Source organism: Rhodococcus sp. NKCM2511, assembly GCF_014905595.1.
Taxonomy (GTDB): Bacteria; Actinomycetota; Actinomycetes; order Mycobacteriales; family Mycobacteriaceae; genus Rhodococcoides; species Rhodococcoides fascians.
Genome location: NZ_BNHJ02000001.1, coordinates 2,187,813 through 2,214,058, shown reverse-complemented (window position 1 = coordinate 2,214,058; position 26,246 = coordinate 2,187,813). Strand labels below are relative to the sequence as shown.

Genomic DNA, 26,246 nt, shown 5'->3' with positions numbered 1-26,246 from the left:
AGGTGGACTTGGGAAAAACCGGATTCGGAGATCGAATCAACAGGCTGTTGACGCACCATGCCGACAGGGCCGGCGAGTCCCTCAACACCTACGCACGTCGGGCAATCATCACTCGGCTCGTCACCGAACTCGAACGAGAGTCTTCACCGGAAGTGGCCGCCGTGCTCGCGGACGCCCGTAGTTTCGAGTACGAGAACATCGAGTTGTCCGATCCCGATTCGACGTCACTTCCGCAGACGTACTTGCAGATCGGCGACGTCGACCGTCTCGCCGCGGTACGAGCTACCGGCATGATCGGCAGTCCTCGTGACGAGCAGTTCGACAAACTGGCCCGGATGACATTGCGAGCCATGGGAGCACAGGGTGCGTCGATCTCGTTCGTCGACGATCACACACAATTCATCAAAGCCAGCGTCGGAACATCGGGAACGGCAGCGCAGCCACAGACCGTAGCGGTGGAACGGTCGGCATGCCGTGTCGTGGTGGAAACCGGCGAAACGCTGGTGGCGCAGGACATTCGAGAGCACGCGCTATTGAGGGATCACGCGACTGCGGATCTGATCGCCTATATGGCAGCGCCGATCAAGTCCGACGCTGGGTTCACCGTCGGAATGCTGGATGTGTGGGACTACCGACCACGTAAATGGACGTCGGGCCACGTGAAGACCCTCGAAGACATCGCCTGGCTCATTCAACAGCGAATTCGTTGACAGCGGCCCTGTTTCGACAGTGACAATGCTTGCGTTGCACGCCGGACGAAGGTGAAGGGTGATATGTCTTCGGTGTACGAAATGTCGACTGCCGAACGGCGTCACCGCTCTGAGGACATGAAACTTGGAAGGACCGGATATCGAGTCGAACTCGCGCGGATCGACGATGACGATATCGACACCGCAGTCAGTGAAAGCCCGCTTCGGGAGGAACGTATCGGATCGAATACGGAGCAACTCTGTTCGTACGATCCTCACCGTTCTTTTCGACGCGCTCGCCGCCGCCATCGGCGTAGCCGAAGGCGTCCAGTGGCGCTCCGGTAGCGTCTCTGCGTTGGGGTGGTACCCATGGTTGTTCGTGCCCACGGTCCTGGTGCTGCTCGCGTCGAGAAAGCTCTACCGACGTGGGCTTCGACGAAACTTCATCGATGAAATCGGCCCGGTTCAATCCGCCGTCGCTTTCGCGACCCTGATCACGCTCGCTTTCATACTGGCCATCGAGACTCCCTATCGCCCAGGTGCGGTCATGGTCCGTGTGTGGCTGTGCGCAGCTGTTGCGCTCGCGATCGCGTGCCTGGCACGGGCATGGGGGCAGCGCTGGCTTCGCGCGAAACACCATGCGAGTGCACCGACTGTCATCGTCGGTAGTGGTCCCGTCACAGAGCAACTGGCGCGCAGAATGAAGCAGTCCTCTGAATACGGGATGGATCTCGTCGGGACAGTCGACTCCTCGCCCGACGTCGACCCCTCTGTGCAACAGGGGCTTTCGTATCTGGGACCGCTCACCGACCTGACTCGAATACTCCGAGCGCATCGGGTGGAAGAGGTGGTGATCGCGTTCGCGTCGGCTCCGCACGAACAAATAGTCGACGCGATCCGTGCGGCACAGCATGCCGGTGCCCGCGTCTGGCTCGTACCCCGCATGTTCGACACCGTCGGAATGCACGCGCGCATAGAGCATCTGGGCGGGCTGCCCCTGATGGTGTTGCGGCACGTCGACCCGAGGGGGTGGCAGTTCGTCCTCAAGGGTGCACTGGACCGGGTCGCTGCGGGGCTGGCTCTGCTGCTGCTGTCGCCGGTGTTCCTCGTGCTCACCGTGCTGGTACGGGCGAGTTCCCCCGGGCCCATCTTTTTCGCGCAAGAACGAATCGGCCGAGACGGAGTTCCGTTCGACTGCTTGAAGTTCCGATCCATGCGGCCACCACGTGACTCCGATGCAGACTTCGTCCGGACCGAGGGAGCGGCACCCGGCGGTGTGGAAGGCGTGGATCGACGCACCCGGATCGGCAAGATCATGCGGCAGACCTCGCTCGACGAGCTGCCGCAGCTCATCAATGTGCTGCGCGGCGACATGAGCCTGGTCGGCCCCCGTCCCGAGCGGCCGGAGTACGTCGACCTGTTCGCAGCGCAGATCAGACGCTACGGCGAGCGACATCGCGTCAAAGCAGGTCTCACCGGATGGGCTCAGGTGAACGGACTACGCGGTCAGACCCCCATCGCGGATCGTGCGGAATGGGACAACTACTACATCGAGAACTGGTCCCTCCGGCTCGACATCAAGATTGTCTTTCTGACGTGCATCGCCGTGCTGAAGAGGTCGGAAGACTGACCGACGCGTCCGTCATCGGCCTTCCGCCGCGCGTACGCGTGCGGCCTCGCGGACCGCGCCGACATTCGCCTTGCCCTGCCGTGATCCGGCGAGCTTGGCGGCGATGTGATCGCGTACCGACACCGGCTCGTAGGCCAGGCCGGAATCCGCGTCGAGGTGCGACGGCAAGGTGGAGATCACCGCGTCGACGTTGCCGTCGTGGAAGAACGCTGCCGACCGCCGACGCACGATCGTGCCGTCGACGACGGGTGGCTTGACGCGATGCAGAGTGGACAGCCACCGGTCGTTGGTCAATCGCGCAGTGAGGTCTCCCAGGTTCACCAACAGAGCGCCGTCCCGAGGAGTGACGTCGTGCCACACGCGGTCGGTACCCAGCACCTGAAGACCGGCCACCTGGTCGGCCCACAACACCGTCACGATCCCGAAATCGGTGTGCTCGCCCATCCCGGTGAGGTCACCGTCGAGGGTGGCCATGCCCTCGGGCAGGGCGTAGTTGTTCATCCGCAGCACGTCGATCGAGTGGTCGGTGAGCGTGTCGAAAAAGTCGACCGGTAGCTCGAGTGCCGCAGCGAAGATTCCGGTGAGAGTGCGGGCGACCCGAGACGCCTCGGCGAAATACCGTTCGACGTCGCGTTGGAAATCAGGCACCTCGTCGGGCCACACGTTGATCCCGTAATCCGACTCGTCCAGATCGAGGGAGTCGAAGGACCGCGCTTCGACCCCCACATTGAACGCCTCGAAGAAGTCGTTCATCTGCGACGCAGACTCGACTCCCACACTGAGGCTCAATGATTCGCTCTTGGGCGGGCTGTATCCACGATTCGCGTCGGGTATCCGGTACTCGTTCTTGGTCGCAAGCGGCAGCGCGAAGAACGAGTCGATGGACCGCGCCAGGCCGTCGAGTACATCGTCTCCGATGCCGTGCCCGACGATCTGCATGAACCCGGAACGGGTGCAGGCGTCGTCGATCTCGGCCACCACACGACCTCGGGCTGCCGCATCGGCCGTACTGCCCGAGGCGAAGGGACCGATGTCGATCGTGGGGATCTCGAACTCGTGTGCACGGTGATCGGACATCGGCGTTCACTCTCCTGGAGTCCTGGCTGCTGAGCCGACAATTTACCGCCTCAGCACGCACTTTCGCGCGTCGATGCCTCGGCAGCGATCCGGCGTGGATCGTTCTCGGGCAGTGACTCGATGAGCACGCGACGCGGATGCGACGACGGTCCGGTGATCAGATACTTCTGACCGGGTCGCACTCGGGCGGCCTCTGCGACCAGATCTGGATTGGTCGGCGTCGCCGTATCGTTCTCTCGCAGAGCGTCGTTCTCTCGCAGTGCGTCGGCGACGATGCGGCGTGGATCGTACTGTCTGAGGTCCAACGACTCCCACTCGCTGCGGCGCAGCGGGACGCCCATCTCGGCCGCCGCTGTGCTGCGGGTGCTGTCAACGAAGTGCCGCAGCGTGCGCACCGCCCGTCCGAGTCGGTGGGCGTAGCCGGGCAGTCTCTGCGGGCCGAGGACGAACCCCGCAATGATCGCGACGAGGAACAATTTCTCGAATGTCAGGCCGAACATGATGAATTCTCCTGTGCAGTGGCACGTCTGGACGATCGTCTGTCGTGTATCTCGGTGATCGCGAGAGCCGCGCCGAACAGGGTGACCATCGGCAGCGCGACGAGGAACATGGACAGCACGTCTGCCGCGGGGGTGACCAGAGCGCTGAACAGGGCGATCGCCACCACGCTGACACGCCAACTGCTGCGCAGCCTGTGCGCGGAGACGATGCCGAGGCAGTTCAGCATGACCAACACTGCCGGCAGGACGAAGGCGATACCGGTTGCCAACACGATCTTCATGACGAAATCCACGTAGTACGACGCGTTGAGGATGGTGCTGTCCTCGTCGGAGGAGAAGCCCGCGAGCACGCTCACCATACGAGGGAAAATGGTGAACCCGAATGCGCAGCCGGCGACGAACAGTGGGGTGGCAGCCGCGGAGAAACCGAGAACGTACTTCTTCTCGCGACGGGTCAATCCTGGAGTGAGATAAGCGAAGATCTCCCGCAACCACACTGGACTCGACACGATGACGCCGGTGAACAGTGCGATCCGCAGCTGGAGATCGAATGCGCCCGTGACGGTCTCGAAGTTGAGGCTGGCCTGGCGGGACAGCGCCAGTTCCTCGACGGGGCCGCGGAGGATGTCGAGAATCCGATCGGAGGTTGCGAAGCCGATCACGACGCCGACGAGCAGCGACACCGCCGCACGGATCGCACGGCGACGTGCCTCGCGCATGTGCCCGGCAAGGGGCATCGCACCCCGCACGGCGGTGGCTGCGGTCATGAGGCGTGTCGGTACGGAACCGGGACCGAGACGTCGTCGGGCGTCGCCGATGTCTTCGCTTTGTCCTCACGCACTTCGTCTTTGAGAATGCGCATCGACTGGCCCACACCCTTGGCGAGCGAGGGGAGTTTGGTCGATCCGAACACGAGCAGAACGATGGCGAGAACGACGAGGGCGTGCCATCCAGTGAGGTTGTGCAACATGATGTTTCCTTCGGTGGGTAGTGTCGGGGAGGGTCAGTTGGTGGGAGCGGTGCCGGCAGGTCCGCCGGCCGGGGGTGTGCCGCCCATCGGCGGTTGTCCGCCCCCGCCGCCCGCACCGCCGCCGGAAGGCGCTGCGCTCATGGCGGGTTCGGTGGTGGTGTCGATCGCGACTGCCAGCGAGCCGACATAGCCGCTCGTGGGGTCGCCGGCGAAGGTGCCCATCTCCAGGTCGTAGCCGTCGCCGAACACGTTGTCGTTGTCGAGACTGCCGAGCTGGGCGAGGTTGCTCGCGGAGCCCGGATAGGTGTCGAGCTGGTAGATGTCGTTCAGGATCTCCTGCGGAAAGGCGACCTGCGACGTGGCAATTGCGTTCTCGGCGTTGGTTGCCGACGCTGCGTCGGGGTAGACCTCGAAGTGCATGTGCGTCCAGCGGCCGGAGTAGCAGCCGGGCACGATGGTGTCGAAGGTGGCGCTCCCGCTGGCATCGGCCGTCTGCACACCGCGTAGGTACGTCTCGTCCTCGGCACCCTCGGAGTACATCGAGTACTTGCCGTTCGCGTCGCACTGCCACAGGTAGACCGCTGCCCCCTCGAAGGGGTGGTTGTCGTTCGCCATGTCGGTGAGGGTGAACGTGAACGACAGTGGGACACCGCTGACCGTGGTGCCGCCGTCGAGGCTCGACGTCACGTCGCGGCGAACGATTCCCGATTCTTCGAGAACGTTGACGCCGTTGGTGCCGTCGGCGGGATACGGGCCGTTGGTCTCCTGCGGAATCTCGCTCGTGGCCGCGGCGGTGGTCGCCGTCGTGGATGCAGCTGTGGTGGTGGTACTTCCGGCGTTCGACGTGCTCGAGCACGCCGCGAGGGCGAGTGCTCCGGCACCGGCTCCGACGATGCTCAGAACGCGGCGACGGGTCAACAGGGTGGTGATGTCGAACGCGGCACCCTGATCGACCACCTCCTCGTCGGGACGGTCGAGCAGTCGACCTTCGTACGCGGGTCCGTCGGGGGTGTTCGTGGGTTCGGGAATGCGAGGCATCGCGTTGTGTCTCCTTCGATGTGGCACTGGATGTTTCGGTAGTGCCAATACTCTGCGGAGATCCGGGGAGAACCCTGGGCTCCGGCTGGGAGGTTCCTGGGAGCCCGATTCGCGGTTAAAGCAAGCTAAGGCTAACCTCTAGTCACCACCCCGACATACAGGACTTTTCATGACTCATCGTGTACTGACCAGCATCGCTGCCGCGGTGCTCACCTCGCTCGCTTTGGTGAGCTGCAGCTCGTCCGATGCCGACGACGCTTCCGCCCCCGCCGCGTCGTCCACCGACTCGTTTCCGTTGACCGTGCAGCACATGTACGGCGAGACCACACTCGACGCCGTGCCCGAGCGGATTGCCACGTGGGGCTTCGGCACCACCGACGCCGTGCTCGCACTGGGTGTGGTGCCGGTGGCCATGCCGTCGGCCGAATACGGCGGCGGCGACGACCTGATCTATCCGTGGATCTCCGACGCCATCGACGCCAGCGGTGGCCCCGCTCCGACGTTGCTGGACAACGTGACCAACGCATTGACGGTCGAGAAGGTGCTCGCCGCCGACCCCGACGTTCTGCTCGCCCCGCATTCGGGTCTGACCCAGGCCGAGTACGACGCGGTGACCGATGCCGGAATTCCCGTCATCGCACCGCCGGAAGAGCTGTGGTCGACGCCGTGGCGCGACGTCATCACCACCACGGGCGACGTGCTGGGCGTGCCGGATCGGGCTCGTGACCTGGTGGCCGATCTGGACAAGCAGGTCACCGACGCAGGTTCGGAACACCCCGAGTTCGAGCGTCGCACAATCGCTTACGTGTCCGAGGCTGCAGATGTCTACTACCTGCTGCTGCCGTCCGACCCGCGAGTGGAGCTGCTCGAGAATCTGGGCTTCACCTCGGACCCGTCGGTGACGGCCCTGGCGAGCGGCGACTCGACGTTCTCGACCACCGTCTCAGCGGAGAACATCTCGAAAATCGACGCCGACGTGGTGTTCACTCAGGTCGACACCGACGCTGCACTGGCCGAATTCACGGGTTCACCGGTGACGCGGCAGATCCCGGCCGTCGCCGGGGGAGCAGTGGCAGGATTCGTGGGCCAGGAAGCCGGGGCCGCAGTAGGCCCGACGGCACTGTCGATTCCGTACTTCCTGCCGACCCTCGTCGACGGACTGGCTCGGGCTACCGAGGTAGCCGGGAACTGACGCGGCAGCGATGCGGGTAGGGATTTGGTGTGGCGGCGTGGGGATTCCCCCATGACACCGACTCCTCAAGGGCGTTCTCGGCGAACATGTTTGACGCCGTACAGATCTTCGTCGGCGCGGGCGAGGATGTCCGAGACAGACTCCTGCGGATCCGTGGACTGAGCTGTTCCGACGCTGGCGTAGGGCAACGACTCGGCGGTGATCCGGGCGAACTCGTCGACCACGTCACGGCTGTGCCCTGTCAGGAGCGCCGCGAACTCGTCACCGCCCAGACGTGCGATCACGGCGTCGGAGGGAGCTGCGCGGGTCCAGGACTGCGCCAGATCGATCAGCAGTTCGTCACCAGCACGATGTCCGCCCGAATCGTTGACGGCCTTGAAATTGTCCACGTCGACGATCACCACCGCGACCGGGAGCTCCGTAGTCCTGTTGCCTGCCACCTCCGCCGCGGCCATCTCCCATCCCGCCCGGTTGAACACTCCGGTCAGAGGATCGGTGCACGACGCCACGATGAGAGCCTTGGTCACCACACCGAACGCCTCGCCTGCGGCAATCACCGCGACGCCGAAGATCAGGTACGAAATCGGATACATCGGAGCAGGAGAAACCCACACCGCAGACAGCACACTCACCACGAGCACGCCGACCAGCGCTCTGCCGGGTCCGTCCCGATGGAACGCACGGATGTACATCGCCAGAAACATCGCCGCGATCAGACACTGGCTCTGTGCCGCCGCGAGCCGATGGAACGCCATCACCGCGGGTGTCGCCACCATCGCCGCGGCCAGGGCAAGCCGAAGCGCCACCGCGGTACCGGGTCGAACCCACAGCAGCACGACGCCGGCCGCTCCCAGACCGACAGCCACGACACCACCGGTGACATCGGACGTCACCCGGTCGCCGTGAGGCAGCAACGTCAAGATCACCCCCACTGCATAGAGACCGGTTGTGGCCAGCAGAAAGTACATCAACAGCCGCGTCCGTAGACCCGTCGTACCGTGCACCGAACTCGGATGCGGAACGTGCGGGAACGAGGGCATGGCCAATACCCTGCCAGGGCGCACGGCACCTGTCTCGACCACGACCCCGCCGTTCCGTTGCCTGCGACGACTTTCGCATCGAACGAGGTCATCGGCGGCGGTGAATGCCGCCACAGCGTGCCCGCTTTTCGGGCTGATCGTGTTGCTGGTGCAGGAAAAGTACGGGGCGGTCCGGTAACGCCAGCGGGTAGGCGGCGATGATGAGCTGTGTCCCCACGGCGAAACAGGCAGCCGGCGAGCGCGGGGTCGGTGGTGATCGACTCGCGTCGCCGCGTGCTGTCGTCCCTTCTCGCTGTACAGCTGGTGCTCTATTCAGCCGCGTTTTTCGCATCCTGGGCTGACACGAACGGTGCCGGAGCTGTGGGTGAGATGTGGGCCGCAGTGGTCGCTGCGGTGGGATTCATCGCGATACTGTCTCGCCGACCAGGCCCAGTGCGGCAGGGGATCGCCATTGCCTGTGCGGCATTGGCTCCAGCGCTGACGATGCTGACCCATGAGAATCTCGCTGCCCAGGTGTGGGCGTTGATTCCCGCGATGTTTCTGGCGCTCTACCTGCGCGCGACGTATCCCGTCGTCGTGGCACGGGTCCTGTGTGTGGCGTTGGCTCTGCTGTCGGCCACGGCACTGCTGCTCGCGCCTGCCCCGGCACCGATGCTGTGGGGCGCGCTCTACGTCGTGTGCATTCTCGCTGCCGCCGAGGTGTTCGGCGCTCTCGGTGCCGCCCTGATCGCCGGCGCGCTTCGTGACCCGCTCACCGGGGTGTTCAACCGCGCCGGTGCCGTCGACGCGGCGACGAATCTTGCTGCCCGAGCGGCTCGTCGATCGGAGAACATCGCCGCGATCGTGTTCGATGTCGACCACTTCAAAGCCGTCAACGACAGGGACGGCCACGCTGCGGGCGACCGCATTCTCATCGGACTCGCCGACACACTGACCGAGAAAACACCGGCCGGAAGTGTGATCGCCCGGCTAGGCGGCGACGAGTTCATCGTTCTCGTCGCCGGCCTCGACACGGTGCAGATCGACGCTCTCGCGAGGGAACTCGTCGACGGGCATGTCGTCACTGTCACGTACGGCATCGCCGTCGGTTCCCCCGGACCCGACGTACTCGAGGCGCTGACCCAGGTTGCAGACGCCGACATGTACCGCCGAAAGATGCTGCGCCGCAGGCGCTGACAGTGCCCGGTCAGGGCAGGATGGAATCGACGTAACCGCCGTCGACCCGCAGAGCGCCGCCGGTGGTGGCCGACGCCTGATCCGAGCTCAAGTAGACGATCATGTTGCCGACTTCCTCGGGCTCGATCAGTCTGCCTATCAACGAGTTCGGGCGATGGTTCTTCATGAACGTCGCCTGAGCCTCATCCCACGGGAGGTCGTCGCCGACGAGCTCGGCCACGAAATCCTCTACGCCGCCGGTATGGGTGGGGCCGACGATGACGGAATTGACCGTAACTCCGGTCCCGGCAGCAGCTTTGGCGAATCCGCGACTCACGGCCAGCAACGCGGTCTTGGTCATGCCGTAGTGGATCATCTCCTCGGGAATGACCACGGCGGAGTCGCTACAGATGTTCTGCACTCGACCCCAGCCGAATTCCATCATCCCGGGCAGGTAGGTGCGGATCAGGCGGACGGCCGAGAGCACGTTGACCTCGAAGTAGCGACGCCATTCGTCGTCGTCGATCTCGAGGGCGGGCTTGGATCCGAAGATGCCGAGGTTGTTGACGAGGATGTCGACCGCGGGGACGCGCGCGGTGAGTTGCTCGACGCCCTCGGCGGTGGCGAGGTCGGCGGCGACGCCGATGACACGCGCGCCGGGAACGGTGTCGAGTATCTGCTGCTCGGCTTTGTCCACGGTGGCCTGCGAACGCCCGTTGATCACCACGCGGGCACCCGACTGTGCAAGCGCCGTAGCGATCGCCGAGCCAATTCCCTGCGTGGAGCCGGACACCAGGGCAGTACGTCCGTCGAGATCTATGTGCATGGATCCTCCTCGTCGTGTTCGTTGTCAGCCTACGCCGTTATAGCGCGTATGCAACTAATTTGGGATTAGCACTCTCGGGCGTCGGGTGCCAAAATGGAGAGGCATACTTTCGTGCACCAAACCCCAGCTCAGCGAGCCTGAGGAAGGAGAGAACAGTGACAGTGACATCCCCCGATTTCGACGCTCACGACATGGATGACGTGCCGCCGCGGTGGTGGAATCGACATATTCGGACTCGAACGCAGGTGACCGAGATCGCCGTGATGTTCGGCGCTCTGTCGATCGTGTCGTTCTGGGCCGCCGGCCTCGGCATCGCAGCCGGTCTGATCGCCACCGTGTCTGCGCTGTGGGCGGATCGAAGCCCGGATCTCTCCGGGGCGCGCGCCGAACGCAGCGATACCGCGCTCGCCATCGGCACCGGAGCGGTCGGCGTTCTGATCGGTCTCGGCTTCCTGTTGATGGTGCTGCCGCACTGGTGAGGTGAGGGTTCGTGGCGAGAGCCGGTCGACGACGCGTCGGCCGGCTTTCGTCGTCTTCGGCAACATTTCGGTAAGTATCTGCGACGGTCCGTTGCACTAACGGGATTTATATGTGACGCTCTGTAGCGTAAAGATTGTTCGGGACGCAGGCGGAAGGACCACCATGACTGCAGTCGACGACGCACGAACGCACTACCGAGACACCTTGCACTCCTTGTCGACGGCATCGGTGCATCAGCACTTCGACGCCTTCCTCGACATTCCCTGGGACGAGCCCGAATACGCGATCATTCCCAACGATCCCCGGTGGGTACTCCCGGACGAGGATCCTCTCGGTCACACCGATTGGTACAAGTCGCTTCCCCTGGATCGGCAGATCCACATCGGCATGTATCGCCAGGCCAGCATGGTCAAGGTGGGCCTGCAGTTCGAGCAGATCCTCATCAGCGGCCTCATGCAGTACGCCCTGACGCTGCCCAACGATTCACCGGAATTCCGGTACTCGACGCACGAGGCCACCGAAGAGTGCCACCACACCCAGATGTTCCAGGAGCTGGTGAACCGCATCGGCATCGACGTGCCGGGTGGACCCGGATGGTTCCGCAAGATCGTACCGATGCTCACGGTGTTCGCCAGCCGCTCGGCACCGTTCGGATTCTTCGTCGGCGTCCTCGCGGGCGAAGAGCCGATCGACCACATGCAGAAGGGCGTTCTGCGCGGAGGCTCAGTCGGCCACCCGTTGGTCCAGCGCGTCATGCAGATCCACATCGCCGAGGAAGCCCGCCACATCGGCTTCGCGCATCAGTACCTGCGGTACAAGGCACCTCGCCTCGGTCCCATCGAGAAGGCGTCGATCTCGATTCTCACGCCCGTCATCATGCGGTTGCTGTGCGACGTCATCATGAAGCCGAGCAAGCAGATGCGACGCGAACTCGACATACCCGACGAGGTAGTGGACGCCGTGTGGTGGAACAGTGAATCGTCACGAAAGGCATTGCGCGACACCTTCGGTGACGTCCGCATGCTCACCGGCGAACTGGGACTGATGAACCGCGTCTCCAAGCGCGTGTGGCGCGCCCTCGGAATCGACGGACGACCGTCGCGCTACCGCAGTGAGCCCTCGTTCGGCTGAGCTGTCTGGGGGCCGGTGACAGATTCGAGAGGGACTTGGGGTATCGCGATTCCGCGGGATGCCCCAAGTCCTTTGACCTGCAGCCAGATGGTGTCGGCCAGGAACGTCGCGAAATGATCCAGGCCGGTACGTGATTCGGTTTGCGCGCTCCAGCTGCGCACTGCGCCCATGCAGCCGGAGACCAGGCCCGCGACCCACGGGCGCACCAGCGACCAATCCTCCGGCGACAGATCCGCATTCACCAACGCGAGGAACGCCGCGACGCTGACCTCCAGCTGCTCGGCGAGCAGGGCATTGGTCTCCTCGAGCGGACTGGGCGACTCGGCACTGACGTCCTGCTCGACGAACCGCGTCCACGCGGGATGCTCGGCGACCCAGCGGACATAGGTACTCACCACCCGATGCACCACATCGCGTGGAGTGCCGGTCAACGCGAACGAGGCGACCAGCGCAGCGCTCAACTGCTTACAGATGGCACGCTGAATCGCGGTGTCGAGATCGGTGCGATCGTTGAAATACCGGTAGAGGCCGGTGCGATGAACGCCCGCCTCGGCCGAGATCTGTGCAGTGGTCAGCCGCTCCCCGGGAGCGATGTCACGGGCCAGTACCGTCATCGCGGCCTCGATGATGTGGCGTCGACGATCGGTGTTGTGCTGTTCCCACCGCCGCTTGCGGCCATCGGCCTTCGGGCGTGCGCCACCGTCACTCATGCTGCATGGTCTCATGTTCGACGGGCTGCTGTGGGCGCGTTGGGGTTCGGAGGTCACTCGTGCGGGGGTTCACCGGTGACCTTGTGGTCGGCAAAATTGAGGCCCTCACGCACCAGTCGAGCGAGGTGCCCGTCGGCGAGGTTGTAGATGACGTTCCGCCCGTCTCGGCGAGTCTCGACGAGACCGGTAAACCGGAGCTTGGCCAGATGTTGGCTGACGGCAGTGCGGGACGTGCCGGTGGCCGCGGTGAGCTCGCTGACGTCGGCGGGGCCGCGATCGAGTAGCCAGAGTATGTGCAGCCGAGTGGGATCGGACAGCATCCGGAACGTGTCGGTTGCCGTCGCCAGTCGCGCGGAGTCGGGTTGTGCCTCGTGATGGAGACTGATGCGCTGTTCCTTCTTCGGTGGCATCGAGGTGTCTCCTTCGTGGACGGCGTCTCCTCATGCGGAGGCGGCGACCGGGGTTCGGGAGCGACTCCACAGGCGTGCTGCGGACAGTGCCGCAAGTGTAGCCAAGGCCGTGAGCACCGTCGCCGCGGCGAGCAGTCCGAATTGCGCCCCGACCCAACCGGCCAACGGATACGTGAGCAGAAACGCCGCATGGGACAGGGAGAACTGAGCAGCGAAGATCGAGGTTCGGCTGTGTTCGTCCGACTCTCGGCGCAAGATCCTCGCCGACGGCGTGTTGATCAGCGAGGTGCCGATACCCAGGATCGACCACGTGATCGCCAGAGCGGTCCACGCGGTCGGCCCGCCGCCGAGGGTGGCGACGAAGGCTGCGGCTGCGGTGCCGACGACCGCGACGGCGGCACCGGCGAGCATGAGGCGATGGTCGGAGATCCGCTCGAGGGCTCTCGGAACGAGCAGCGCCGCCGCCATCGACCCCGCACCGAAACAGCCGAGGGCGACGGCCAATTGGGTGCTCGAACCGCCGAACAGATCACGCACGTACACAACGGTATTGACGAGTACGAGTGCCGTGGCTGCGGCGACCACGATGTTCAGTGCCAGCAGACCCTGGAGTTCCCGCTGCCGGACGAACGTCGCTATGCCGTCGAGTGGTTTCTTGTGTTGTGGTGCAACGTATCTGGGAAGGGCTGTGCCGACCACCATCGCTGCGGAGGCGACGAACCCCACCGCCGTCCCGACGAACAGGGTGTGGAAGGTGACGACCGTCAGCAGTGCGGCGGCGATCAGCGGGCTCACCAGGGACTCGAGGTCGTAGGCCAGGCGGGAGAGCGTGAGCGCGCGGGTGTACTGCTGTGCGTCCGGCACGACGGACGGGATGACGGCCTGAAAGGTGGGTGTGAACGTGGCCGATGCCGCCTGCAGCACGAATATCAGGACGTAGACCTGCCACACCTGATCGACGAAGGGGAGCGCCAGCGCGGTGAGCGCTCGGACGAGGTCCGCGGCGACGAGGACGAGCTTGCGCGGCACTGTGTCGGTCAGTGACGAAACAGCCGGCGCAACAACCACATACGAGATCATCTTGATCGCCAATGCGGTGCCGAGGACGGCTCCGGCGGCGCTGCCGGCGATGTCGTAGGCCAGGAGCCCGAGCGCCACCGTCAACAACCCGGTGCCCACGAGTGCGACCACCTGTGCGGTGAACAGGCGTCGGAAAGTGTGATTGTGCCGAAGCATGCGTTCACTGTACATATGCGTGCGCACTTGCGCACTCATATGTTTTATTGAAGATGCACCGACGAACGCCCCACGAAGGGGCTATTTTCTGTAGCGTTGTCGGTTGTCGGCTCAACGAATATCCAGGGGTGGTCAATGGCCGATCAGCGCACGTATCCAGTGGGGCAACTGGCACGCGCCATCGACCAGCTGCCGTCGATGATCGGCTACTGGGACAGCTCGGAGCGCAACGTCTTCGCCAACAAGGTCTATGCCGACTACTTCGGCATCGAGCCGGCGCGCCTGGTCGGTATGCACATCAGCGAGCTCCTCGGTGAGGGACTGTACGAACTGAACAAGCCCTACATCTCGGGAGCGCTCGCCGGCGAGCAGCAACAGTTCGACCGCACACTCATCGACGTCAACGGCGTCGTACGCGTCACCCAGGCCACCTACGTCCCCGATATCGTCGACGGCGGCGTCGTCGGATTCACGGCAATGGTCGTCGACGTCAGCGCCCGTGCCGAGGCAGAACGCGAACGCGACCGTGCCGTCCGCCTCTTCCAGATCGCCATGGAGTACGCGCCCATCGGTAAAGCGCTACTGACGATCGACGGCCGCTGGCTGCAAGTGAACAAAGCACTGTGCGATCTCCTCGGGTACACCTCGGAAGAACTGCTGCAGAAGACCTTTCGAGACCTGACACATCCCGACGACATCGCGATGGCAGACGAACACCTCGCCGGATTAGCCGACGGGACCCTCGCCAGCGTGGCATCGGAAAAGCGATACATCCGCAAGGACGGAGCCACGATCTGGGTCCAGCGGAACGCCACCGTGGTACGAGACAACGACGGGGACGACATCATCATCGCTCAGATCCAGGACATCACCGCCCGGAAGGGAGCCGAGGCGGCACTCGAGCGCCAACTGTTGATCGACGACCTGACCGGTCTGGCCAATCGCCGACGGTTGATGGCAGAACTTCAGGCCCTCAAAGAAGCCGGCGACGAAACCCCCGTCGGAATCCTGTTCGTCGACGTCGACTCCTTCAAATCCGTCAACGATCGATACGGCCACGCAGTAGGCGACCGACTGCTCGCCGCCATCGGAGCCCGCATCCGCGCCAACCTCCGCGCCGGAGACATCGCCTGCCGCACCGGAGGCGACGAATTCGTCGCTCTGCTGCGTAGCTCCCGATCGGCCGACAGCGTCGAACGCCTCGCCGCACGAGTGCGGGTGCTACTGGCCGGCCCGTACCTCATCGACGGTGTTCCGGTACCCGCATCGGTCAGCGTCGGATGGAGCTGGGACAAGCCCGTCAGCCCGGAGAAGTTACTGCACATCGCGGACGAACGCATGTACTCGTCGAAACGACGCTGACCCCTGTCAGGACGACAGATCGACGCGAGCGCCGATTCCGGTCGAGAGAGCGCGTTCGATGACCAGTTCTGCGACCGCGAGATCCTCGAGCCCGATACCCGTGGAGTCGAACAGCGTGATGTCGGAGTCGGCCGTGCGCCCGACCTTGCGTCCGGTGATCACGTCGCCCAACTCGGTGTGGAAGTCGGATTCCTGCGCGGCACCGTCGGCGATCGCCAGTAGGGCGTCACCCGACTTGGACAGCGCCGTTGCGGTGCTGTCGACCACCACCCGTGAACGCGCGATCGCCGTTCCGTCGACCTCACGCTCGTCGGGGCGCGGCGCTGCACCGACGACGTTCAGATGGGTGCCGTCCACCAGCCAGTCTCCGAACAGCACGGGATCGACCGACGGGGTGAGCGTGCACACGATGTTCGATTGGCGCGCAAGCTGTTCCACGGACACCGCGTGCTCGATCTTCAGGTCCAGGTCGCTCAGAGCGTCTCGAAAACGTTCGACGGTATCGGCTGATCGCGACCAGACGAAGACACCATCGATGCCTCGGACGCTGTGGATGGCGCGGACATGTTCGACGGCGAGGTTTCCCGCGCCGACGATTCCCAGTATCGAACTGTCCGTCCGAGCGAGGTGCTGGGTGGCCACCGCACTGGCAGCGGCCGTGCGAATCGCAGTGATTGCACGGCCGTCCAGTACCGCGACACATTCTCCGGTCCGGGTGGACGTCACCAGCATGGTCGAACGCTGCCGAGGCAGAGCGCGGGAACGGTTCCCCGGTAGGTCCGACAACACCTTCACCACCGCGAGTTCGGAGGTGCCGGACTGCGCCACCATCGGAATGACTCGACCGTCCTCGGCAGCGTCCATCGACGACGGTGCCGGATTCTGAGCGATGCCTGCGGACAGGTCGGCCAACGCGCGCTCGACCGCCGCGAACATCGTCGTTCGGTCGAGCAGGGCGCTGATCTCCGAGTGACGCAGTACCAGGGCCATGGTCAGCCGACCGTCGTCAGTTCTGCTGCATCGACGACGCGGGAGGTGACCAGATCTGCGAACGGAGGTGCGGTGTGAACCATGCCCTCCTCCTGGAGGATTCGCATCCAACGATCGCTGGCGTCGGCATCGATACGCAAGGTGTCCCACGTCCTGGACTGTTGGATCTTGGTGCACGCAGCAGACAGGGTCGGCAGTGCGATGTTCGGCCAATGCTCGACCAGGAGGGGCTGCAGTTCACTGACGGGTGTCGCCTTGACGGTCGCCATGGCTGCGTCCAGGCCGGATACGAACTTCACCAGACGCTCTTCGAGTTCCTCGAAACGGTCTGTGCGGCAGTAATACACACTGTTCGGGCCTAGCCCACCCACCTCGGCGTATTCGACGACGATGTGGCCGGTCCCTCGATCCGACATGATCTGCGCAGTGGTGATGTCCAGAATGATCGCGTCGCCGAGCCCGTCCTCGAACAACTCCACGAACATCGGAGTCGACAGATCGCGGAGGAATGTGGTTCGTGAGGAGTCCACGCCGCTCTCCCGCATCATGCCTGCGGTGATTGCGTACGGAGCGCTTCCGCCGATACCGGGGGCGAGCACGGTCTTTCCGGTGAGCGCCGACCAGTCGAACGGGCCCTGAAGCTTCTCGCGCATGACCAGAGCTTTGGGGAACTGGTGGTTCAACTGTGCGAACACGGTGAGCTGACGCGATGTGCCCCAGTACATTCCGGGCACCCACAACCCGCCGAGGGCGATATCGGCTGCGCCGCTGGCAAGGTCGTCGAGCACGCCGGTCCAGGGGTCGCAGGCTTTGGCGTGGACCTCGAGGCCGTTGTCGGCGAAGAGTCCGGCGTGGTCGGCGTAGTACTCGGGAAGGTAGTTCAGGCCGTGTGCGGTGGCGGAGATGGACAGTGAATCGGTCATGATGTGTCTCTTTCTTTCGTATGAGGCTCTGGATTACGCTGCGACGAGTTCTTTTTCGGTCACCGCCTCGAGCGAGCGTCCGAAGGTCTCGGGGCCGAACTTCGCCGCGACGACGAGCAGGGCGTACATGCCGGCGATCATCAGGAACACTCCGGCCACACCGGCGATGTCGAAGAAGAACAGTGCCGCGAACGGCATCACCGCGCCGGCGACATTGCCGATTCCGTTGACGACCGAGGTGCCCATGCCGCGAATCGAGGTGGGGAACAGCTCCGGCGTCCACACCGAGAGCATGGTGTTGAGCATCATCGTGAAGAACTGGAAGACAGCGCCGAGGACGAGGATGGTCGCAACGTTGTGGGCCAGCGTGGCGAAAGCGATGGCAGAGATGCATCCGAGCACGGCGGCGGTCATCACGGTTGGTCGGCGACGTACCCGGCCGGCCAAATAGCATGCAGCACAGGCACCGAAGAGACTGCCGATGTTCATGATCATCGTGAACAGGAGTGAATCGGTGAGGGAGTAGCCACGGGAGACCAACAGAATGGGCATGAGGAACAGCAACGTGACCTGAGCACCGAACGACATCCACGAGGCAGCGCCGATGGCGGCAGTGCGGCGAAGATTCTGTCCTTTGAACACCTCTGCGTACGACGTCTTGCCGGTGGCGGGAAGGACATCCGCTGCGGTGACGAATTGCTTTGTCGGGCCCGGGTTTCGGAGGCCGGAGATCGATCCGCTGGCGAGTCGGGTGAGGCTGCGGTTCGCGTCGTCGATTCGGCCCTTGGACATGAGGAATCGTGGCGACTCCGGGAGATACCGCCGGAAGAACACCACGAGTACCGCAGGCACCGCCAGGATGACGTAGGTCCAGCGCCACGACGTGTCGTCGCCGCCGAGAGCTCCACCGAGAGGGCCGAGTACGAGCATGAAGAAGCCGAACGACGCGATATTGCCGATGCCGCCGGACGAGATGTTGAGTGTGGCCAGCAGTGAACCGCGGTGCCTGGTTGCGACGAGTTCGGCGAGAATGGCCAAGCCGACGGTGAATTCGCCACCGAGGCCGATACCGACGATAAAGCGGCTCGCGAGCAACATCTCGTAGCTCACCGCGGCAGCGCTGATGAGACCGCCGAGCGTGTACACGAGTAGGTTGAGGCTCAACGCCATTCGGCGACCCCAGCGGTCTGCGATGTATCCACCGATGAGGCGACCGACCAGTCCGCCGATCACGGTGGCGGTGTTGATGAGGGTCAATTGTGCATTGCCGATTCCGAGTGATTCCTTGATGAGCGGGCCCATCGCTCCGGTCGAGTTCTGCTCGAGGCTGTCGAAGAACAGTCCGGCCATCAGCAGCAGGATCACCGCACCTTGGACTCGAGTGAAACCGATGCGATCGAGCGCATTGGTCAGCCCTGACGCAGGGGCAGGCGGCTGTGTGTCGGTCGGCTGGGAAGTGGTCGGATGAGGGTCGGTCGGATGGACGGATTCCGAGGTAGAGGCAGACATGGTGTGCTCCAGCGGGCTGGCAGGCACCGGCAACGGGTGTTTTCCGGTGAGTCGCCTCCGGTGACACTCTGAAACGACTGCCTAATTTGTATACAAACCATGTGTCGTCACCGTTATCTTCCGCTACGAACGTGTTAAGGACTCCATATATCGCTCGTAATTGTATACAAAGACGGGCGCTATGACGGCCCCGGGGTTGCAGCGGACGCATCCTCGTCGCGCCGCAGGTGCTCATCCATCAGAAACCCTGCCTGTACAGGGGAGCCGTTCAGAATGGCTGCCGCCAGAGCAGCGTGATCGTGAACGGACGCGCCCGGGTCGTCGCCGAGACCCCACGCGACCCGGCGATTGACACCCGCCAGCATCTCGCGCAGCTGGTCGTTACCTGCCGCGGTCGCAACGAGATCGTGGAACGACGGCCCGTCGGTGGAGCCGGGAGTGTCCGATCGTGCTCCGTGGCGCGCCCGCTCCACCACCGACGCCAGTTCGGCGGCCACGGAACCGCCCCTGTTCCTGGCTGCCAACTGAGCAGCCAAGACCTCGAGACCATGACGAACCTCGAGAAGTTCCTTGTTCTCCTTGTGCAGGGTGGTGGACACCGTCGCACCCCGATAGCGAACGATGGTGACGAAACCCTCGGCCTGCAGCTGAGCCAGCGCCTCGCGGACCGGCACGCGAGACACGCCGAACGCCTTGGCAATCGACTCCTCGATCAGCCGCTCACCGCCGACGCGTCGACCCGACAGAATGTCGTCACGCAACGTCTGAGCAATCGTGTCGCCGGGTGATTCGTCGTCTGAATTCACGAAGTGGAGTCTAGTGCGGGCGATGTCCAGGAGGCGGGCCGCCGGATTGTGGCCTCACGCGCAGGAGTCGGTGACTCACAGTCGTGTCGGACGTGCTCCCAGTATCGGTGCGGGAGCAGGGACCTGCTTCTTGCGCGAATCGACCCGATACGCCAGATAGAGATACAGAAAGCCGGTGATGGTGCCGCCGAGGCATCCTGCTGCAATATCGAGGGCGGTGGATCCCGAGTTCACCAGTAGCTGCATGAGAAGGAAGCCGACGCCGACTGCAGGAGTGAGTGCCAGGGCGTTGATGTAATCGGCGCGAGTTGCGCCGCACTTCTTGCTCAACGCGCCGGTCATGACCCACTCACGAAATGGCTTCTGCATCTCAGGCTCCTCGTATGGGTCTGATTTGTCTCGTTCAGCCAGGATACCGGAGAGTTGGTTTAGGTAGGGTTCGAGTTGTGCGCGCTGTTGTCTTCCTCGCTGTACTCGCGATCATCTACAAGTGGCCGGTGTTCGGAAACAGCCCCGGCCACTGGTCGGCCCTGAGTCAGGGAATCATGTTCGGCGCGATCATCTGCACCGTCGCTACTCCTGCGGGATGGAAGGCCATCCGGCGAATAGACGGACGGATGCGGTCTTAGATCGATGCCCGTGGGGGTCGGCGTCGGGTCGGCGTGGCGGCGCAAACGCGAGCGCATTCGTCAGGTGCGCGCGGATTCGTCGCCAATTTCGACCGCCAGAGAGGGTCATTCGACAAATGCGTGCGCGTTTGCGGCGGGGTTCACTCTCGTTTCGTGACTCGGCCGGAGCAGTTCGGCGTGGGCACCCGTTGCCTCCCGATTCGAGGGTGGTGAGGCCATGTGTTTGGGTGAGTCCCATGGACTGGGTCGGCAGAGAGCTGAGCGTGGCCGCCGGGAGTGGGGCAGTCACGTCTGCGGTACTCATCGCACCGGTCATCGATGGCAAGTGGTTGGATCTGACTCTCCCAGCCGTACTCGGTGCAATCGGTGGACTGATGGTGGGATTCGCGGCGGTGGTCGGCGGCAAGTACGCACTGAAGACTGCGGTGCCGTGGCCACCGAGCGGTCGCACACAATGGCGACACCGATTTGCCCTGTGCACTGCGGCAGTGGTGACACTGTTCGTTGCCGGGCTCTCTGCATGGGCCAGCGCTGCCTCGGGGATGGTCGCTTCGGACAGCGCGGAGCCGCCGATACAGCTGATGGTGACAATTGCGTTGACTGCAATCAGTTACGTGTTCGCGTACTACCTTGCGCCCGAGGTCAACTGACTCCGGCTGGAGCGGTTCAGTCCGAACCGGTGAACGCGCCGAGGACACGCTCACCGACAGGCGTCAGGGCCGTCGAACGCGCCCACCAAGAGACAGGCGATATCACGCGGGACTCTCCACTGATTGTCGTATCGCACGAATGACATCGGTCCGACGGGATAACTGTCCATGCTTCGGAAAGTTCCGACACCCATGGCCTCCACCGAATCGGGACCGGTCGAAGCGACGGTTGTGAATTCGATGTGTTGCGGATCCGGCTGAGCGCCCCAGGCGTGTGCGAGCCGCACGTTGTTCTCGGCCGGCCCGTCGAACAATCGAGCTCGATCTTCTTCGCGAATCGAGTAGTCCACGCTCGCTGCGAACAGAGCCGTCAACTGGGCTGCGGTCGGCACATCGTCGGTGATGGGCGGTGGCGGAGAGGCGAATTGCGTCGGGCTGACCGATGCGACTGGCGACTTCGGCTCGTCCACCTCGGCGGGGGAGCAGGCGCAGGCGAGCAACACCACAGCGACCGCGCTCACTCCAACAAGTTTCACCGGCCCAGTATGAACCGAACCAACATGGTGGGTAGGGGAATCGGCGTCAGATACCCGACGTCGTCAGGCGCCGGTTGTGTTGGGCGGTGATCACCAGTACCGGTATGGCGATCGGAAGAATCAGGGCCGCCGCTGGAAGAACGAGGGCAGCAGGAGCAGTCGTCAGGTTGTGGACCGCTACAGCCACTATCCATGCACCCACGGCCGCGATGGCCTGCGCACCCAGTCGGAGGGCCGTCACTTTCCACGGTGAACGAACTGCGAATTTGCCGATGGTCATCGGCAGATAGTGGCCCTCGTTCACCTGTGACAGCTGCAGCGTAGCGACAGTCATCATGGCCGCGCTGATGGCGGCGATCACGAGGCCGAGAAACAACATGCTCAGTACGATACGCAAACTTGTGGCCCTAGGCTGCTGCTATGACTGCCGCTGCGAATTCCGATGCGACCCGTCGTCGGGTGCCGTCCTGGTTACGAGAGTTGGCGGTTCTGGTCGTGGTCGCATTGTTACTGAGTGTGCTGCTGCAAACTTTTGTCGGCCGTGTCTATCTCATCCCGTCGCAGTCCATGGAACCCACGCTGCACGGCTGTCCCGGTTGTACCGGCGATCGAATCGTGGTGGACAAGATGACGTTTCGATTCGGAGATCCGCAGCCGGGTGATGTGGTGGTGTTCAAGGCTCCGACGGAGTCGTGGAACAGGGGATACACGTCGAGCCGATCGAGCAACGCAGGAGTGAAGGCGTTGCAGGACGCGGGATCGTGGGTCGGACTCGTCGCGCCCGACGAGAACGACCTGGTGAAACGGGTGATCGCAACAGGCGGGCAAACCGTCCAGTGTTGCGATGTGCAAGGAAGAGTCGAGGTCGACGGGCAGCCGCTCGACGAGCCCTACATCGCGTTCGACTTCCCCTACGACGCGGACACACTCAACTGCGCAACAGTTCCGCAGTCCGGTCGCTGTTTCGGGCCGGTGACCGTACCGTCCGGCAATCTGTGGATGATGGGCGACAATCGAAGCGGCTCAGCAGATTCGAGGGCACACTCCCGTGACGAACTGGGCGGAACGGTCCCCATCGAGAATGTGATCGGCAAGGCCAGATTCATCGTGCTGCCACCGTCGAGATGGGGAGTTATCGAATCGCCTGCGATACAGCGCTGATCGCTAGTCGGCGTCGCGCCTGCGTGTGATACGAAAACCATTGCAGTACAGAACAACGGCGAGGACCGCTCCTATCGCCGATCCCGCGAGCGGAGCGAGCCACAGCCACAACCAAGTGCGTGAACGCACCTCGAAGGACAGGTCCAGCGCATTCACGTAGCCCGAATTCATCGTGACTCCGGACAGCGGCGTGTACGTGCCGTAATAGATCTCGGGTGATGCGATGTCAGGGGCCAACGCCAGCTCGACGAGGTGAGCGCCCATGGGAAGCAGCCCCACCACGAAGCCGAGGGTGGTGAGAATCAGAACGATCGAGCGCATTCCCACGATCCCGTCGAGTAGCAGCGTCTTAGAATCCGAGATCGCGCTTACGACGCTCGCGTTCGATGCGTCGCTGTTCCTCTGCGCGTTCGCGGCATTGCCGGAGGAATTCGGCGTCCGCATCCGGATTCTGGGCGGCCTGACGGCCCGGCCGCGTCTCGTACTCGGGGTACGCGGAGTTGCTCGCGCGACCGTAACCGGAGCCGCCGGCACCTCCCCAGATCCCGGCACCGACGGGCCGGCCCGCAACGAGCCAGGCCAACGACCCAGCGAACGGGAGGAAGACGATGAGCAGAATCCAGACTATCTTGGGCAAATACCGGATTCCACCCTCGTCTGCGGTGATCGCGTCGATCAGACAGAACACCCACAGCAGCATGACCAGCAAACCGAAATACGGCATTGTGTCCCTCCATGTCCAAGACCGCTCGGTCCGTTGTATCGAAGATCGTAGCGCTGTCTTCGCGATTTCGACAGACGAGTCGGTTTGGAAATCTGGGTGGGGCTCGGGCACGGCCGGATGTAGCGTCAATGTCCTTGGCAGTAGATGTACAGAGATGATCGCTGCCCATCCCTGGTGAGCAGGACGGTCACCGGATCTGTCGTGCTCTTCGGCTCGGCAGAGGTGGTCATCATCTCCGACTCACACGTGAAGTTCACACCCGCCCAGCTTCCCGGGGGCACCGTCTGGCACGCGAAAGGCTGAAGCGGAGGATAAGACGGGTTGGCCGCCGACAGCGTGAGTCCGTCACCGAGTTCTTCCGGTGCATCGAATCGAGCCGACCAGGCGGGCTGACCCGAGAACTCCGAATGTGTCGCACCCTGCGCGAACTCGAAGCCATCCGGAACTGTGAACGCTATGCGTTGCAGATTGTGCGTCGCCTCATCGCTGTCCATGGACCTGGGCTTGCCGATCTCGCTGGCGCACGAGGCCGTGAGGAGAACAAGAATTGCCAACGCGCAGAGGAGTTTCCACGAATCGGTCATGGACGCAGCAACATCGGGCGGACGCGTGTGCGCCTATTGCCGAGCATTGTCATGGCCCGCAGTGGGCCTGGTCCTCAGACCGACGAGAACAACGACAAGGGTCGTCAGAAACACCGCGGGATAGGTGAATTGGACGGCGAACTCGAAGGCGGGGGAGCCCTCGAACATGAAGATTCCGATGGCCTTGATGCCGCGGTAGTCGGTGAAGTACCAGGCAATCATCGGCGTGGTCACGGCGATCGGGGCCAGCCAACTCCACCAGGTTCGGTGTCGGTTGGCGTAGTCGAGGGCGAGGACGGTCAGCGGAATGCACCACACCCAGTGATGGCCCCACGCGAAAGGCGAGACCATCGGCGTCGCCATTCCACATATCGTCAGGGCCAGCAACGTTTTTCCGGCTGCCTGTGCACGTGCCGCCACCCACAGCGCCACGGCGGCGACGACGAGGGCGAGCACCAGCCACACGGCGAAGGGAGGTGTGTTGCCCGGCCACAGTCGAGCCAACGCGCCATGGATCGACTGGTTGGCGGGTGAGGCCAGTGCGCCGATTCGTTCCGAGTCGATCATCGTCGACGTCCAGAATCTCCACGAATCGGCGGGAATGACGATCAGTCCGGCAATCACGGTCACCGTGAACGCAGCGATCGCGGTGACGGCTGCTCGCCATTGTCTCTGTGCCAGTAGATGAAGCACGAAGAACGCGGGCGTCAGTTTCAGTCCTGCAGCGATGCCGACCCCCACACCGCGGAGCCGACTGCCCTCGCCGCGGGTGAGATCGAGCAGAACGAGAACCAGTAGAAGCATATTGATCTGGCCGAGCCAGATGGTCATGCGGACGGGCTCGAGCCACGTCAGTGCCACTGCCAATCCGACACTGACGAGATACATTGTTGCGCTTCGATATCCGAGCGCGCGCCAGCTCGCGACCACGGCCACGTAGATCAGCAACAGATTGATCGCCTGGACCACCGCCACCGCGCTCGTGACCGAGAGGAGGGCGAGCGGGGCGAAGGCCAACGCCGCGAAGGGCGGGTAGGTGAACGGGAGGCCGATGTCGAACAATGCGAACTCGTACAGCGGCTCGCCATGCTGAACGACGTACGCGCCGTGTCGATAGACGATGGTGTCGATTCCGTTGCCGAACAGACCGAAGGGGGTCGTCCATCCCAAGAAGTAGGCGTGCGCCACGACCGCGACGCACGCGGCGATGGCCGACGCGAGGAACCAGCGCCAACCGAGCCGGCCAGCGCCCGTCGCGTGCACTTCCGGCTGCGTCTCCCGGATGGCCGTCTCCTGGGCGTTCTCTGCGCGCACGTCCGAGTCTGACCGCGCGTAGAGCGGCCGAAAACTGGACGTCGTCATGGCCTACACGATAGATCGTTGTACCTGATACAAGGAACTCGACACGGACAGACCGGTACGTTTTCTGGCCGACGCCGCCGATTGGTCATCGGAGAGGACGTCGACCGGGGGTGAATGGAAGGGCGCATGACATGTCGAGCGCTGAGAAATATCTATATGACGAGATCTACCGTCCATGGATGATCTGTGATACTTCTTGACTCATGAACACATTCGACACGTCGAAAGGCGCATGAGCGCCCGTAGCTATCCCACCTCCGGTTCCACTACACCGAGGTGCAGATCATGAAGCTTGCCGAGGCCCTCGCTGAACGAGGGGAACTGATCAAGCGCACCGAACATCTGAAGGTTCGGATTCTGGCGAACGCTCGCCACCAAGACGGTGAATCACCGGCTGAGGATGCAGCGATCTTGTTGTCCGAGTACAACTCCGCGCTCGATCGTCTCGAGGTTCTCATCCGTAGGATCAACCGAACCAACAGTGCTGCCGCGGTGCGGGACGGAACCATCACCGATGCGCTCGCGTCCCGCGACGTGCTGCGTATGCGACACAAGGCGATCTCTGCGGCCGCGGACGCAGCATCGGGACGCAACCAGGAGCACAGGTACGGCCCACGTCAACTGAGGTCGGAATTGGTCTACGTCGCAGCTCTTCCGGTTGCCGAATTACGTTCTGCCGCAGATGATGTTGCCAAGCAGATTCGGTTGGTGGATTTGGAGATCCAACGCGTCAATTGGGAGTTCGACCTAGTGGAATAGCATGCCAAATGCCGGGTAGTAGGTAGTTTTCGGTCGAGGCGAGCACGTACCGCGGGTCGGCGGTCTTCCGGCCCTTCTCCTGCGTGGTGAGCAGCGTTCCGGGCATTCACTCGGTCACAGTGCAGCTCAGTACAATTCACGCAGAACGGTGCACAGCTTACCGTGCA

Annotated in this window: 32 protein-coding genes; 11 read left to right on the top strand and 21 right to left on the bottom strand. The window is 63.5% G+C overall.

Going from position 1 to position 26,246, the window contains the following annotated elements:
• The first annotated feature begins 2 nt into the window (after window positions 1–2).
• Entirely contained in the window at window positions 3–710 is a 708-nt protein-coding gene (locus JLZ96_RS10190) for a GAF domain-containing protein (RefSeq protein WP_201009992.1), read from the top strand.
• Window positions 711–876: 166 nt separating this feature from the next.
• Window positions 877–2,319, top strand: a complete 1,443-nt coding sequence (locus JLZ96_RS10185) for a sugar transferase (RefSeq protein WP_201009991.1) — start codon at window positions 877–879, stop codon at window positions 2,317–2,319.
• Between the two features lie 12 nt (window positions 2,320–2,331).
• Here JLZ96_RS10185 and JLZ96_RS10180 read toward each other — a convergent pair whose 3' ends face one another.
• The 5 genes from JLZ96_RS10180 to JLZ96_RS10160 are packed head-to-tail and all read right to left on the bottom strand — an operon-like array spanning window position 2,332 to window position 5,904.
• On the bottom strand, window positions 2,332–3,396 hold the full coding sequence (locus tag JLZ96_RS10180) for an isopenicillin N synthase family oxygenase (protein WP_201009990.1): 1,065 nt from the start codon (window positions 3,394–3,396) through the stop codon (window positions 2,332–2,334).
• A 50-nt stretch (window positions 3,397–3,446) separates the two neighbouring features.
• Window positions 3,447–3,896: a preprotein translocase gene (locus JLZ96_RS10175; RefSeq protein WP_201009989.1), complete on the bottom strand. Its 450-nt coding sequence runs from the start codon at window positions 3,894–3,896 to the stop codon at window positions 3,447–3,449.
• Window positions 3,884–4,663, bottom strand: coding sequence for a twin-arginine translocase subunit TatC (gene tatC / locus JLZ96_RS10170; protein ID WP_201009988.1), 780 nt, complete (start codon window positions 4,661–4,663; stop codon window positions 3,884–3,886). Before tatC ends, JLZ96_RS10175 begins: the two co-directional genes overlap by 13 nt.
• Complete coding sequence (gene tatA, locus JLZ96_RS10165) at window positions 4,660–4,866, bottom strand: twin-arginine translocase TatA/TatE family subunit (protein ID WP_032366957.1); 207 nt, start codon at window positions 4,864–4,866, stop codon at window positions 4,660–4,662. The genes tatC and tatA overlap by 4 nt, the downstream gene beginning before the upstream one ends.
• A gap of 33 nt (window positions 4,867–4,899) precedes the next feature.
• Window positions 4,900–5,904, bottom strand: coding sequence for a 3,4-dioxygenase subunit beta (locus tag JLZ96_RS10160; protein WP_201009987.1), 1,005 nt, complete (start codon window positions 5,902–5,904; stop codon window positions 4,900–4,902).
• Window positions 5,905–6,073: 169 nt separating this feature from the next.
• On the opposite strand from JLZ96_RS10160, the gene JLZ96_RS10155 reads away from it, so the two are divergent.
• Window positions 6,074–7,096 (top strand): ABC transporter substrate-binding protein, encoded by a 1,023-nt coding sequence (locus tag JLZ96_RS10155; RefSeq protein WP_201009986.1) that lies wholly within the window; start codon window positions 6,074–6,076, stop codon window positions 7,094–7,096.
• Window positions 7,097–7,161: 65 nt separating this feature from the next.
• On the opposite strand, the gene JLZ96_RS10150 is transcribed toward JLZ96_RS10155, so the two are convergent.
• Window positions 7,162–8,136, bottom strand: coding sequence for a GGDEF domain-containing protein (locus JLZ96_RS10150; protein WP_201009985.1), 975 nt, complete (start codon window positions 8,134–8,136; stop codon window positions 7,162–7,164).
• Between the two features lie 369 nt (window positions 8,137–8,505).
• Here JLZ96_RS10150 and JLZ96_RS10145 point away from each other — a divergent pair, with 369 nt between their 5' ends.
• Window positions 8,506–9,312, top strand: a complete 807-nt coding sequence (locus JLZ96_RS10145; protein WP_236254087.1) for a GGDEF domain-containing protein — start codon at window positions 8,506–8,508, stop codon at window positions 9,310–9,312.
• 10 nt (window positions 9,313–9,322) lie between these two features.
• Here the strand turns inward: JLZ96_RS10145 and JLZ96_RS10140 are convergent, their stop codons facing one another.
• Complete coding sequence (locus JLZ96_RS10140; protein ID WP_094714668.1) at window positions 9,323–10,117, bottom strand: SDR family NAD(P)-dependent oxidoreductase; 795 nt, start codon at window positions 10,115–10,117, stop codon at window positions 9,323–9,325.
• Window positions 10,118–10,272: 155 nt separating this feature from the next.
• Here JLZ96_RS10140 and JLZ96_RS10135 point away from each other — a divergent pair, with 155 nt between their 5' ends.
• On the top strand, window positions 10,273–10,596 hold the full coding sequence (locus JLZ96_RS10135; RefSeq protein WP_201009983.1) for a hypothetical protein: 324 nt from the start codon (window positions 10,273–10,275) through the stop codon (window positions 10,594–10,596).
• 163 nt (window positions 10,597–10,759) lie between these two features.
• Window positions 10,760–11,728 (top strand): diiron oxygenase, encoded by a 969-nt coding sequence (locus JLZ96_RS10130; RefSeq protein ID WP_201009982.1) that lies wholly within the window; start codon window positions 10,760–10,762, stop codon window positions 11,726–11,728.
• Here JLZ96_RS10130 and JLZ96_RS10125 read toward each other — a convergent pair.
• From JLZ96_RS10125 to JLZ96_RS10115, 3 genes are read right to left on the bottom strand one after another with little or no spacing between them, the layout of a single operon-like run.
• Window positions 11,701–12,438 (bottom strand): TetR/AcrR family transcriptional regulator, encoded by a 738-nt coding sequence (locus JLZ96_RS10125; RefSeq protein ID WP_052057102.1) that lies wholly within the window; start codon window positions 12,436–12,438, stop codon window positions 11,701–11,703. The genes JLZ96_RS10130 and JLZ96_RS10125 overlap by 28 nt on opposite strands.
• A gap of 53 nt (window positions 12,439–12,491) precedes the next feature.
• Window positions 12,492–12,848 carry a metalloregulator ArsR/SmtB family transcription factor gene (locus JLZ96_RS10120; RefSeq protein ID WP_032366952.1) on the bottom strand — a complete coding sequence of 119 codons (357 nt, stop codon included), beginning with the start codon at window positions 12,846–12,848 and terminating at the stop codon, window positions 12,492–12,494.
• Between the two features lie 30 nt (window positions 12,849–12,878).
• Window positions 12,879–14,084 carry an MFS transporter gene (locus tag JLZ96_RS10115; protein ID WP_201009981.1) on the bottom strand — a complete coding sequence of 402 codons (1,206 nt, stop codon included), beginning with the start codon at window positions 14,082–14,084 and terminating at the stop codon, window positions 12,879–12,881.
• Between the two features lie 135 nt (window positions 14,085–14,219).
• Here JLZ96_RS10115 and JLZ96_RS10110 point away from each other — a divergent pair, with 135 nt between their 5' ends.
• Complete coding sequence (locus tag JLZ96_RS10110) at window positions 14,220–15,446, top strand: GGDEF domain-containing protein (RefSeq protein ID WP_201009980.1); 1,227 nt, start codon at window positions 14,220–14,222, stop codon at window positions 15,444–15,446.
• Window positions 15,447–15,452: 6 nt separating this feature from the next.
• On the opposite strand, the gene JLZ96_RS10105 is transcribed toward JLZ96_RS10110, so the two are convergent.
• The 5 genes from JLZ96_RS10105 to JLZ96_RS10085 all read right to left on the bottom strand — a co-directional run bounded on the left by JLZ96_RS10105 (window position 15,453) and on the right by JLZ96_RS10085 (window position 20,043).
• Window positions 15,453–16,436 (bottom strand): ornithine cyclodeaminase family protein, encoded by a 984-nt coding sequence (locus JLZ96_RS10105; RefSeq protein WP_201009979.1) that lies wholly within the window; start codon window positions 16,434–16,436, stop codon window positions 15,453–15,455.
• Between the two features lie 2 nt (window positions 16,437–16,438).
• On the bottom strand, window positions 16,439–17,359 hold the full coding sequence (locus tag JLZ96_RS10100; RefSeq protein ID WP_201009978.1) for an ABC transporter substrate-binding protein: 921 nt from the start codon (window positions 17,357–17,359) through the stop codon (window positions 16,439–16,441).
• Window positions 17,360–17,392: 33 nt separating this feature from the next.
• Window positions 17,393–18,868, bottom strand: a complete 1,476-nt coding sequence (locus tag JLZ96_RS10095) for an MFS transporter (protein WP_201009977.1) — start codon at window positions 18,866–18,868, stop codon at window positions 17,393–17,395.
• 179 nt (window positions 18,869–19,047) lie between these two features.
• Window positions 19,048–19,674, bottom strand: coding sequence for a GntR family transcriptional regulator (locus JLZ96_RS10090; protein WP_057473518.1), 627 nt, complete (start codon window positions 19,672–19,674; stop codon window positions 19,048–19,050).
• Window positions 19,675–19,749: 75 nt separating this feature from the next.
• A complete protein-coding gene (locus tag JLZ96_RS10085; protein ID WP_201009976.1) occupies window positions 19,750–20,043 on the bottom strand; it encodes a hypothetical protein in 294 nt (97 codons plus the stop codon).
• Window positions 20,044–20,120: 77 nt separating this feature from the next.
• Here JLZ96_RS10085 and JLZ96_RS10080 point away from each other — a divergent pair, with 77 nt between their 5' ends.
• Both JLZ96_RS10080 and JLZ96_RS10075 read left to right on the top strand, forming a co-directional pair.
• Window positions 20,121–20,303 (top strand): hypothetical protein, encoded by a 183-nt coding sequence (locus tag JLZ96_RS10080; RefSeq protein WP_201009975.1) that lies wholly within the window; start codon window positions 20,121–20,123, stop codon window positions 20,301–20,303.
• A 236-nt stretch (window positions 20,304–20,539) separates the two neighbouring features.
• On the top strand, window positions 20,540–20,953 hold the full coding sequence (locus tag JLZ96_RS10075) for a hypothetical protein (protein WP_201009974.1): 414 nt from the start codon (window positions 20,540–20,542) through the stop codon (window positions 20,951–20,953).
• Window positions 20,954–21,003: 50 nt separating this feature from the next.
• Here the strand turns inward: JLZ96_RS10075 and JLZ96_RS10070 are convergent, their stop codons facing one another.
• Both JLZ96_RS10070 and JLZ96_RS10065 read right to left on the bottom strand, forming a co-directional pair.
• Window positions 21,004–21,489, bottom strand: coding sequence for a hypothetical protein (locus JLZ96_RS10070; protein ID WP_094621454.1), 486 nt, complete (start codon window positions 21,487–21,489; stop codon window positions 21,004–21,006).
• A 46-nt stretch (window positions 21,490–21,535) separates the two neighbouring features.
• Window positions 21,536–21,868: a hypothetical protein gene (locus tag JLZ96_RS10065; protein ID WP_032366948.1), complete on the bottom strand. Its 333-nt coding sequence runs from the start codon at window positions 21,866–21,868 to the stop codon at window positions 21,536–21,538.
• Window positions 21,869–21,909: 41 nt separating this feature from the next.
• Between JLZ96_RS10065 and lepB the strand changes: the two genes are divergently transcribed.
• Entirely contained in the window at window positions 21,910–22,650 is a 741-nt protein-coding gene (gene lepB, locus JLZ96_RS10060; protein WP_201009973.1) for a signal peptidase I, read from the top strand.
• A 3-nt stretch (window positions 22,651–22,653) separates the two neighbouring features.
• Here lepB and JLZ96_RS10055 read toward each other — a convergent pair whose 3' ends face one another.
• The 4 genes from JLZ96_RS10055 to JLZ96_RS10040 form a co-directional block, all read right to left on the bottom strand.
• Window positions 22,654–22,971 (bottom strand): hypothetical protein, encoded by a 318-nt coding sequence (locus JLZ96_RS10055; protein WP_201009972.1) that lies wholly within the window; start codon window positions 22,969–22,971, stop codon window positions 22,654–22,656.
• A 28-nt stretch (window positions 22,972–22,999) separates the two neighbouring features.
• Complete coding sequence (locus JLZ96_RS10050) at window positions 23,000–23,374, bottom strand: PLD nuclease N-terminal domain-containing protein (RefSeq protein WP_027495537.1); 375 nt, start codon at window positions 23,372–23,374, stop codon at window positions 23,000–23,002.
• Between the two features lie 125 nt (window positions 23,375–23,499).
• Window positions 23,500–23,958 carry a hypothetical protein gene (locus tag JLZ96_RS10045; protein ID WP_094651004.1) on the bottom strand — a complete coding sequence of 153 codons (459 nt, stop codon included), beginning with the start codon at window positions 23,956–23,958 and terminating at the stop codon, window positions 23,500–23,502.
• A 33-nt stretch (window positions 23,959–23,991) separates the two neighbouring features.
• Window positions 23,992–25,320, bottom strand: coding sequence for a glycosyltransferase 87 family protein (locus tag JLZ96_RS10040; RefSeq protein ID WP_201009971.1), 1,329 nt, complete (start codon window positions 25,318–25,320; stop codon window positions 23,992–23,994).
• Window positions 25,321–25,605: 285 nt separating this feature from the next.
• Between JLZ96_RS10040 and JLZ96_RS10035 the strand changes: the two genes are divergently transcribed.
• Window positions 25,606–26,079 (top strand): DIP1984 family protein, encoded by a 474-nt coding sequence (locus tag JLZ96_RS10035; RefSeq protein WP_048318093.1) that lies wholly within the window; start codon window positions 25,606–25,608, stop codon window positions 26,077–26,079.
• The last annotated feature ends 167 nt before the right edge of the window (window positions 26,080–26,246 follow it).

Excerpts from the sequence above, each read along its gene's own strand:
- JLZ96_RS10185 (WP_201009991.1), top strand. The coding sequence starts at position 877 with ATGACGATATCGACACCGCAGTCAGTGAAAGCCCGCTTCGGGAGGAAC.
- JLZ96_RS10180 (WP_201009990.1), bottom strand. The coding sequence starts at position 3,396 with ATGTCCGATCACCGTGCACACGAGTTCGAGATCCCCACGATCGACATC.
- JLZ96_RS10175 (WP_201009989.1), bottom strand. The coding sequence starts at position 3,896 with ATGTTCGGCCTGACATTCGAGAAATTGTTCCTCGTCGCGATCATTGCG.
- tatC (WP_201009988.1), bottom strand. The coding sequence starts at position 4,663 with ATGACCGCAGCCACCGCCGTGCGGGGTGCGATGCCCCTTGCCGGGCAC.
- tatA (WP_032366957.1), bottom strand. The coding sequence starts at position 4,866 with ATGTTGCACAACCTCACTGGATGGCACGCCCTCGTCGTTCTCGCCATC.
- JLZ96_RS10160 (WP_201009987.1), bottom strand. The coding sequence starts at position 5,904 with ATGCCTCGCATTCCCGAACCCACGAACACCCCCGACGGACCCGCGTAC.
- JLZ96_RS10155 (WP_201009986.1), top strand. The coding sequence starts at position 6,074 with ATGACTCATCGTGTACTGACCAGCATCGCTGCCGCGGTGCTCACCTCG.
- JLZ96_RS10150 (WP_201009985.1), bottom strand. The coding sequence starts at position 8,136 with ATGCCCTCGTTCCCGCACGTTCCGCATCCGAGTTCGGTGCACGGTACG.
- JLZ96_RS10145 (WP_236254087.1), top strand. The coding sequence starts at position 8,506 with ATGTGGGCCGCAGTGGTCGCTGCGGTGGGATTCATCGCGATACTGTCT.
- JLZ96_RS10140 (WP_094714668.1), bottom strand. The coding sequence starts at position 10,117 with ATGCACATAGATCTCGACGGACGTACTGCCCTGGTGTCCGGCTCCACG.
- JLZ96_RS10130 (WP_201009982.1), top strand. The coding sequence starts at position 10,760 with ATGACTGCAGTCGACGACGCACGAACGCACTACCGAGACACCTTGCAC.
- JLZ96_RS10125 (WP_052057102.1), bottom strand. The coding sequence starts at position 12,438 with ATGAGTGACGGTGGCGCACGCCCGAAGGCCGATGGCCGCAAGCGGCGG.
- JLZ96_RS10120 (WP_032366952.1), bottom strand. The coding sequence starts at position 12,848 with ATGCCACCGAAGAAGGAACAGCGCATCAGTCTCCATCACGAGGCACAA.
- JLZ96_RS10115 (WP_201009981.1), bottom strand. The coding sequence starts at position 14,084 with ATGCTTCGGCACAATCACACTTTCCGACGCCTGTTCACCGCACAGGTG.
- JLZ96_RS10110 (WP_201009980.1), top strand. The coding sequence starts at position 14,220 with ATGGCCGATCAGCGCACGTATCCAGTGGGGCAACTGGCACGCGCCATC.
- JLZ96_RS10105 (WP_201009979.1), bottom strand. The coding sequence starts at position 16,436 with ATGGCCCTGGTACTGCGTCACTCGGAGATCAGCGCCCTGCTCGACCGA.
- JLZ96_RS10100 (WP_201009978.1), bottom strand. The coding sequence starts at position 17,359 with ATGACCGATTCACTGTCCATCTCCGCCACCGCACACGGCCTGAACTAC.
- JLZ96_RS10095 (WP_201009977.1), bottom strand. The coding sequence starts at position 18,868 with ATGTCTGCCTCTACCTCGGAATCCGTCCATCCGACCGACCCTCATCCG.
- JLZ96_RS10085 (WP_201009976.1), bottom strand. The coding sequence starts at position 20,043 with ATGCAGAAGCCATTTCGTGAGTGGGTCATGACCGGCGCGTTGAGCAAG.
- JLZ96_RS10075 (WP_201009974.1), top strand. The coding sequence starts at position 20,540 with ATGGACTGGGTCGGCAGAGAGCTGAGCGTGGCCGCCGGGAGTGGGGCA.
- JLZ96_RS10065 (WP_032366948.1), bottom strand. The coding sequence starts at position 21,868 with ATGTTGTTTCTCGGCCTCGTGATCGCCGCCATCAGCGCGGCCATGATG.
- lepB (WP_201009973.1), top strand. The coding sequence starts at position 21,910 with ATGACTGCCGCTGCGAATTCCGATGCGACCCGTCGTCGGGTGCCGTCC.
- JLZ96_RS10055 (WP_201009972.1), bottom strand. The coding sequence starts at position 22,971 with ATGCGCTCGATCGTTCTGATTCTCACCACCCTCGGCTTCGTGGTGGGG.
- JLZ96_RS10050 (WP_027495537.1), bottom strand. The coding sequence starts at position 23,374 with ATGCCGTATTTCGGTTTGCTGGTCATGCTGCTGTGGGTGTTCTGTCTG.
- JLZ96_RS10045 (WP_094651004.1), bottom strand. The coding sequence starts at position 23,958 with ATGACCGATTCGTGGAAACTCCTCTGCGCGTTGGCAATTCTTGTTCTC.
- JLZ96_RS10040 (WP_201009971.1), bottom strand. The coding sequence starts at position 25,320 with ATGACGACGTCCAGTTTTCGGCCGCTCTACGCGCGGTCAGACTCGGAC.
- JLZ96_RS10035 (WP_048318093.1), top strand. The coding sequence starts at position 25,606 with ATGAAGCTTGCCGAGGCCCTCGCTGAACGAGGGGAACTGATCAAGCGC.